General features: G+C 69.5%; 6 protein-coding genes. 1 reads left to right on the top strand and 5 read right to left on the bottom strand.

Going from position 1 to position 7,928, the window contains the following annotated elements; genetic code table 11:
• The coding region (locus P409_RS20005; protein WP_034842354.1) for a xanthine dehydrogenase family protein molybdopterin-binding subunit at positions 1-1,738 on the top strand (1,738 nt) is incomplete at its 5' end.
• A 154-nt stretch (positions 1,739-1,892) separates the two neighbouring features.
• Here the strand turns inward: P409_RS20005 and pnp are convergent.
• From pnp to infB, 5 genes are all read right to left on the bottom strand, one after another.
• The gene (gene pnp, locus P409_RS20000; RefSeq protein ID WP_034842352.1) at positions 1,893-4,040 is read right to left on the bottom strand and encodes a polyribonucleotide nucleotidyltransferase; all 2,148 of its coding nucleotides are present in this window, start codon (positions 4,038-4,040) and stop codon (positions 1,893-1,895) included.
• Between the two features lie 231 nt (positions 4,041-4,271).
• Positions 4,272-4,541 (bottom strand): 30S ribosomal protein S15, encoded by a 270-nt coding sequence (gene rpsO, locus P409_RS19995; protein ID WP_034842350.1) that lies wholly within the window; start codon positions 4,539-4,541, stop codon positions 4,272-4,274.
• A gap of 14 nt (positions 4,542-4,555) precedes the next feature.
• The gene (gene truB, locus P409_RS19990; RefSeq protein ID WP_034842347.1) at positions 4,556-5,512 is read right to left on the bottom strand and encodes a tRNA pseudouridine(55) synthase TruB; all 957 of its coding nucleotides are present in this window, start codon (positions 5,510-5,512) and stop codon (positions 4,556-4,558) included.
• On the bottom strand, positions 5,502-5,927 hold the full coding sequence (rbfA, locus tag P409_RS19985) for a 30S ribosome-binding factor RbfA (RefSeq protein WP_034842344.1): 426 nt from the start codon (positions 5,925-5,927) through the stop codon (positions 5,502-5,504). The genes truB and rbfA overlap by 11 nt, the downstream gene beginning before the upstream one ends.
• A 116-nt stretch (positions 5,928-6,043) precedes the next feature.
• The coding region (gene infB / locus P409_RS19980) for a translation initiation factor IF-2 (protein WP_034842339.1) at positions 6,044-7,928 on the bottom strand (1,885 nt) is incomplete at its 5' end.

Below are 7,928 nucleotides of genomic sequence, written 5' to 3'. Positions count from 1 at the left end.
GCGCTCCCTCGGCTATGGCGAGGTGGCGGCGGAGGCTGCGGCGCTGCCGATGCCCGACCCGGCGACGGTCCGGCTGAAGGATCCGGCGGACTTCCGCATCATCGGCCGGCCGACCGGCGGCTGCGACAGCCCGCGCGTGGTGCGGGGCGAGCCGATCTTCGGCATCGACACCCGGCTGCCCGGCATGCTGTACGCGGTGTTCGAGCGCTGCCCGGTGTTCGGCGGCACGCTGAAATCGGCCGATCTCGACGCCGTGCGCGGCAAGCCGGGCGTACGCCAGGTGTTCGCTGTCAAGGGCAACAACCGGGCGGAAAGCCTGGTCGACGGCGTGGCGATCCTGGCCACCAACTGGTGGCTGGCCAACCAGGCGCGGCAGGCGCTGAACGCCCAGTGGGACGAGGGGCCGGGCGCGGCGCAGAGCACCGACGGCTACAATACGCAGGCGAAGGCCCTGTTCGACGGCACGCCGCAGTCGGAGCTGTTCCGCGCCGGCGATGTCGAGGGCGCGCTGGCCGGGGCGGCGAAGCGGATCACGGCCGATTATGCCTATCCCTACCTGTCGCATGCGCCGCTGGAGCCGCAGAACTGCACCGCCCTGTGGCAGGAGGACGGCACGCTGGAGCTGTGGGCGCCGACCCAGATGCCGGAGCGCGGCCGCGGCCTGGTGGCCGACGCGCTGGGGCTGAAGCCGGAGCAGATCACCATGCACATGCCGCGCATCGGCGGCGGCTTCGGCCGGCGGCTGATGAACGATTATGTGGTGCAGGCCTCGGCCATCGCCCGGCAGGTGCCGGGCACGCCGGTCAAGCTGGTGTGGACCCGGGCCGAGGACATCCAGCACGACTTCTACCGCCCGGCCGGCTGGCACCGCTTCACCGCCGGCTTCGATACGGCCGGCAAGCCCACCGCCTTCGCCGCGCATTTCGTCACCCTGACCCGGGGCGGCAAGCCGGTGTCGGGCGGCGATTTCGACTTCCAGGAGCTGCCGGCGCTGATGACGCCGAACCTGCTCTTCGCCCAGTCCGGCATCGACAGCGTGGTGCCGACCGGGCCGATGCGGGCGCCGCGGTCGAACGGCCTGGCCTGGGCCTACCAGTCCTTCCTGGACGAGGTGGCGCAGGCGGCTGGCACCGACCTGCCGACCCTGCTGCTCGGCCTCTTGGGCGAGCCGCGGCTGCTGCCGGCACGGCAGGGGTCGTCGGCGCAGTTCCACACCGGCCGGGCCCGCGGCGTGATCGAGAAGGTGCTGGCCATGTCGAACTGGCCGCTGAAGCCGACCGCGGCCGGCAGCGCCAAGGGCTTCGCCTTCTACTTCTGCCATCTCGGCTATTTCGCCGAGGTGGTGGAGGCGGCGGTGGCGCAGGACGGCACGGTGCGGGTGCCGCGGGTCTGGGTGGCCGGCGACATCGGCAGCCACATCGTCAACCCGTCGGGGGCGGAGAACCAGGTGCGCGGATCGGTGATCGACGGTCTGGGCCAGGCGCTGGGCGGCCTGTCGATCACGCTGGCCGCCGGGCGGATCGAGCAGGAGAACTTCGACACCTATCCGCTGCCGCGCATCCCCGGCACGCCGGACATCGCGGTCGACTTCGTGGCCAGCGACTTCCCGCCGACCGGCTTGGGCGAGCCGGCCCTGCCGCCGGTGATCCCGGCGCTGTGCAACGCCGTGTTCGCCGCCACCGGCAAGCGGGTGCGCAAGCTGCCGCTGGACACGGCGGGGTTCACCCGGCCGGCGTAGCAGAGGCAGCGATAAAGAAGGGGCAGCCCAGACAGGCTGCCCCCTGCTTTGATCTGTCATGCCCGGGCTTGACCCGGGCATCCAGAGATTGTCGACACCTCCTTGTCATTGCCGGGTCAAGCCCGACAATGACAAGGAGGGGGTTCCGCCGATCTCAGTTGGCAGCGTCGTTCTGGCGCTGCGCCTCTTCGCGCGGCAGCTCGGCGCCGGTCTGCTGGTCGATGAACTTCATCGACAGCTTGATCTTGCCGCGGTCGTCGAAGCCCAGGACCTTGACCTTGACCTCGTCGCCCATCTTGACGACGTCCGCCACCTTGGCGACGCGGCCGGGCCGCATCTCCGAGATGTGGACCAGGCCGTCGCGGCTGCCCAGGAAGTTGACGAAGGCGCCGAAATCGACGGTCTTCACCACCTTGCCGTTATAGACCTTGCCGACCTCGGGCTCGGCGACGATGCCCTTGATCCAGTTGATCGCCGCCTCGGCCGCCGCCTCGTCGACCGCCGCCACCTTGATGGTGCCGTCGTCCTCGATGTCGATCTTGGCGCCGGTGGTCTCGGTGATCTCGCGGATCACCTTGCCGCCCGTGCCGATCACTTCGCGGATCTTGTCCTTCGGGATCGAGAAGGTGGTGATGCGCGGCGCGTTCTTGTTGACCTCGCCGCGGGCGGCCGACAGGGCCTTGGACATCTCGCCCAGGATGTGGACGCGGCCCTCGCGCGCCTGCTCCAGCGCGATCTTCATGATCTCCTCGGTGATCGAGGTGATCTTGATGTCCATCTGCAGGCTGGTGACGCCGCGCTCGGTGCCGGCCACCTTGAAGTCCATGTCGCCGAGATGGTCCTCGTCGCCCAGGATGTCGGTCAGGACGGCGAAGCGGTCGCCCTCCTTGATCAGGCCCATGGCGATGCCGGCCACCGGGCTGGACAGCGGCACGCCGGCATCCATCAGCGCCAGCGACGAGCCGCAGACCGTGGCCATCGAGGAGGAGCCGTTCGACTCGGTGATCTCCGACACCACGCGGATGGTGTAGGGGAACTGCTCCTTGGTCGGCAGGATCGGGTGCACCGCGCGCCAGGCCAGCTTGCCGTGGCCGATCTCGCGGCGGCCCGGGCTGCCCATGCGCCCCGCTTCACCGACCGAATAGGGCGGGAAGTTGTAGTGCAGCATGAAGTTCTCGCGGTACTCGCCTTCGAGCGCGTCGATGATCTGCTCGTCCTGGCCGGTGCCCAGGGTGGTGACCACCAGCGCCTGGGTCTCGCCGCGGGTGAACAGGGCCGAGCCATGGGCCCGCTTCAGCACGCCGACCTCGGCGACGATCGGGCGGACCGTCTTGGTGTCGCGGCCGTCGATGCGCAGGCCGGTGTCCAGGATGTTGCCGCGGACGATGTCGCTCTCGAAATCCTTGAACACGCCCGGGCCGACGGCCAGCTCGGCCTCGTTGCCCTCGAGCAGGGCCAGGGCCTTCTCCTTGACCGCGTCGACCGCGGCGTAGCGGTCCTGCTTGCGGACGATCTTGTAGGCGTCGCGCAGCTCACCGGCGACGGCCTGGAACTTGGCCTTGACGGAGGCGACCTCGGCCGGCTCCTCGCCCAGGGCCCAGGGCTCCTTGGCGCACATCTCGGCCAGCTCGATGATCGCCTGGATCACCTGCTTGGCGGCGGCATGGCCGAAAGCGACGGCGCCGAGCATGACCTCCTCGGTCAGCTCCTGCGCCTCGGACTCGACCATCAGCACGCCTTCCTCGGTGCCGGCGACGACGAGGTCGAGCGCGCTCTCCTTGGTCTGCTCCAAGGTCGGGTTCAGCACGTACTGGCCGTCGATGTAGCCGACACGGGCGGCGCCGATCGGGCCCAGGAACGGGATGCCGGAGATGGTCAGCGCGGCCGAGGCGCCGATCATCGCCGCGATGTCCGGATCATTCTCCAGATCGTGGCTCAGCACCGTGGCGACGACCTGGGTCTCGTTGCGGTAGCTCGGGTGGAACAGAGGGCGGATCGGGCGGTCGATCAGGCGGCTGACCAGCGTCTCGTTCTCGGACGGGCGGCCTTCGCGCTTGAAGAAGCCGCCCGGGATCTTGCCGGCGGCGAACGCCTTCTCCTGGTAGTTCACGGTCAGCGGGAAGAAGTCGAACTTCGACTTCTGCTTCGACCCGACCGCGGTGCAGAGCACGACGCTTTCGCCATAGGTGACGAGCACGGCGCCATCGGCCTGGCGGGCGATCTTGCCCGTCTCGAGGACCAGCTTGCGGCCGCCCCAGTTGATCTCTTTGCGATAGATGTTGAACATCGCGTTTTCCTTCATCGGACACCCCGCGCCGCTACGGGCCTATCGGGGTCGGGCCGCTCCACGCCGGGCCCGGGGGCGAAATACGACAAGCGCCGCCGGCTGGGGGGCCGGCGGCGCCGATGTCACGAAGCCAGAAACCCTCTCTCTGCCGTCATCCCCGCGAAAGCGGGGATCTCGTTACATCCAAGCTGGATGGAGATTCCCGCTTTCGCAGGAATGACATGGAAAGGAGGGTGCATGCGGTTGTTAGCGACGCAGGCCGAGACGCTTGACGATGTCCTCGTAGCGCGCGGCGTTCTTGCGCTTGAGATAGTCGAGCAGGCGGCGGCGGCGGCCGACCATGATCAGAAGACCCCGACGGCTGTGGAAGTCCTTCGAATGGGTCTTCAGGTGTTCGGTCAGGTTGGCGATGCGCTCGGACAGGATCGCGACCTGCACCTCCGGCGAACCGGTGTCCCCGGCCTTCGGGGCATAGGTGCCAATGACTTCCTGCTTGCGCTCCGGCGTAATCGACATCGTGGTCTCCTGAATCAGAGGTTGAGGATGCGCACCGGCCGGATCTCGCCGCCGTCGATACGGGCCAGGGCCACGGGGGCGTCCCCGCAGAAGGCCAGAACGATAGCGTCCGGGTTGTCCGGATCGAGATCGAGGGCGGCGATCCGCTCCCGATCCGAGCGCCGAAGCAGCGCGACCGACTGGCCGTGCCGCATCCGTTGCGCTTCGGCTTCCGTCAGGGCCACCGCCGGGATGTCGTCCAGCGGGGTCTCGACCGGAAGCAGAATGCCGTCGAGGGCCGATTGCTCGGCCCCCGGCTGCTTGGCTAGCGCGTCGATATGCTCCAAGGGAACCGCGTCGTCAAGACCGAAGGGGCCGACCGCGGTCCGGCGCAATGCGACGATGTGTCCCACCGTGCCGAGGGCCAGCGCGATGTCTCGGGCCAGGCCGCGCATATAGGCGCCCTTGCCGGACTGCACGTCGAAGGTGGCGTGGTCGCGGTCCGGGATCTCGGCCAGGCGCAGATCGTCGATCCGGATCAGCCGCGGCGCCAGCGGCACCGCCTCGCCGGCGCGGGCCAGGTCGTAGGACCGCTCGCCATCGACCTTGATGGCGGAGAAGGCCGGCGGCACCTGGCTGATCTCGCCGATGAAGCGGGGCACGATCGCGGCGATGGCGTCCGGGCCGGGCCGGACATCGCTGGTCGCAGTGACCCGGCCTTCGGCGTCGTCGGTGTCGCGCGCCTCGCCCCAGCGCACGGTGAAGCGGTAGGTTTTCTCGCCGTCCATGGCGTAGGGCACGGTCTTGGTCGCCTCGCCCAGCGCGATCGGCAGGATGCCGCTGGCCAGCGGGTCCAGCGTGCCGGCATGGCCCGCCTTCTCGGCGTCGAAGACCCGGCGGATGCGGCCGACCACCTGGGTCGAGGTGACGCCGACCGGCTTGTCGACCACCACCCAGCCATGCACCGGGCGGCCGCGCTTCCTACGCGCCATCGCCGCGATCCGTATCCTCGTCGTCGTCCTTGTCCGACAAGTCGCGGGCGACCTGGTCCTGGTGCATCAGGGTGTTGATCTTCTGGGCGTAGTCGAAGCTGGTGTCGGCCTGGAAGCTCAGCTGCGGCGTGTAGCGCAGCCGCACCGCCCGGGCCACTTGGCCGCGCAGGAAGGGCGCGGCGCGGCGCAGCGCCGGCAGCACCGTGTCCATCCCGGCGCCGTTCAGCGTGGTGACGAAGACGGTGGCGTGCTTCATGTCCGGGCTGGGCCGGACCTCCGAGACAGTGATCGACACGCCGGCCAGATCCGGGTCGTGCAGCTCGTCGCGCATCAGGATGGCGGCCAAAGCGTGGCGCAGCTCCTCGCCGACGCGCAGCTGGCGTTGGCTCGGGCCGTTGGCAGGGGTGTGTCGCATGGTCTGTACTCGAAACGGCGCCGGTCCGGCGGGCGGGAATGCCGCCCGGCCGGACCGGGGAAGGAACTGCCGTCAGGCCCGGAGGCCGGCGGCGCTGGGGCAGGAGGGGCCGGGCGTTAGAGCGCGCGGACCTCCTCGACCAGCTCGAAGCACTCGATCACGTCGCCGGCGCGGATGTCGTCGTAATTCTCGAAGGCCATGCCGCATTCGTAGCCCTCGCGCACCTCGCGGACTTCGTCCTTGAAGCGCTTCAGGGTCTTCAGCGTGCCCTCGTGGATCACGACGTTGTCGCGCAGCAGGCGGACGCCGGCGCCGCGCTTGACCACGCCGTTGGTGATCATGCAGCCGGCGACCTTGCCGACCTTGGTGATGTTGAAGACCTCGCGGATCTCGGCGTTGCCGATGTAGTTCTCGCGCATCTTCGGCGCCAGCAGGCCGGTCAGGGCCGCCTTCACGTCGTCGATCACGTTGTAGATGATCGAGTAGTAGCGGATCTCCACACCGTCGCGCTTGGCCATCTCCCGCGCCTGCGGGTTGGCGCGGACGTTGAAGCCGATCAGCATCGCGCCGGTCGAAGCGGCCAAGGTGACGTCGCTCTCGGTGATGGCGCCGACCGCGGAGTGCAGCACCCGGACCTTCACCTCGACATTGTCGCCCGCGGCCTTCTCCAGCGAACCGGCGATGGCTTCGACCGAACCCTGCACGTCACCCTTGATGATGACCGGCAGCTCCTTCGCCTCGCCCTCGCGGATCTTCTCGAACATCTGCTCGAGCGAGCCGCGCGCGGTGGCGACGTGGGACGCCTCGCGCCGCTTGCGGTTGCGGAACTCGGTGATCTCGCGGGCCCGGCTCTCGCTGTCGACGACCACGAAGTCGTCGCCGGCGAGCGGCGTGCCGTTGAGGCCGAGCACCTCGACCGGCTGGGCCGGCCCGGCCGCCTTCAGGGTCTGGCCGCGGTCGTCGAGCAGGGCGCGCACGCGGCCCCATTCGCCGCCGGTGACGAAGATGTCGCCGACCTTCAGCGTGCCGCGCTGGACCAGGACGGTCGCGACCGAGCCGCGGCCGCGCTCCAGCTTGGCCTCGACCACGGTGCCCTCGGCCGGGCGGTCCGGGTTGGCCTTGAGGTCCAGCACCTCGGCCTGCAGCAGGATCGCCTCGACCAGCTTGTCCAGGCCCTGGCCGGTCTTGGCCGAGACCGGGACGTCGAGGGTCTCGCCGCCCATCTCCTCGACCACGATCTCGTGCTGCAGCAGCTCGGTGCGCACGCGCTCCGGCTTCGCGTCCGGGAGGTCGATCTTGTTGATGGCGACGATGATCGGCACCTCCGCCGCGCGGGCGTGGCGGATGGCCTCGATCGTCTGCGGCATGACGCCGTCATTGGCGGCCACCACCAGCACGACGATGTCGGTGGTGTTGGCGCCGCGGGCGCGCATCTCGGTGAAGGCGGCGTGACCCGGCGTGTCGATGAAGGTGACGCGCTGGCCGGATTCGACCTGCACCTGGTAGGCGCCGATGTGCTGGGTGATGCCGCCGGCCTCGCCCGACACGACATTGGTGTGCCGCAGCGCGTCCAGCAGCGAGGTCTTGCCGTGGTCGACATGGCCCATGATGGTGACGACCGGGGGCCGCGGCTGCAGGTTCTCCGCCGTGTCCTCGTCGCCGCGCAGGCCGATCTCGACGTCGGATTCGGCCACGCGCTTCACCTTGTGGCCGAACTCCGCCACCACCAGCTCGGCGGTGTCGGCGTCGATCGACTGGGTGATGGTGGCCATCACGCCCATGCGCATCAGCGACTTGACGACGTCGCCGCCGCGCTCGGCCATGCGGTTGGCCAGCTCCTGCACGGTGATGACCTCGGGGACGACCACCTCGCGGGCGATCTTCTCCTGGTTCTGGCTCTGCATTGCCAGGCGCTCGCGCTCGCGGGCCCGGCGCATCGCCGCCAGGCTGCGGCCGCGGGTCTCGCCGTCGTCGCTCAGCGCCTGCACCACGGTCATCTTG

It is taken from the genome of Inquilinus limosus MP06, from assembly GCF_000767795.1.
In the GTDB taxonomy this organism is placed as follows: Bacteria; Pseudomonadota; Alphaproteobacteria; order DSM-16000; family Inquilinaceae; genus Inquilinus; species Inquilinus limosus_E.
The sequence above is the reverse complement of the archived record's forward strand: the minus strand, read 5'-3'. Positions and strand labels throughout refer to the sequence as shown.

Bases quoted from the DNA above. Each gene is read 5' to 3' on its own strand.
- rpsO (WP_034842350.1), bottom strand. From the start codon at position 4,541: ATGTCGATTACGCCGGAGCGCAAGCAGGAAGTCATTGGCACCTATGCC.
- truB (WP_034842347.1), bottom strand. From the start codon at position 5,512: ATGGCGCGTAGGAAGCGCGGCCGCCCGGTGCATGGCTGGGTGGTGGTC.
- rbfA (WP_034842344.1), bottom strand. From the start codon at position 5,927: ATGCGACACACCCCTGCCAACGGCCCGAGCCAACGCCAGCTGCGCGTC.
- pnp (WP_034842352.1), bottom strand. From the start codon at position 4,040: ATGAAGGAAAACGCGATGTTCAACATCTATCGCAAAGAGATCAACTGG.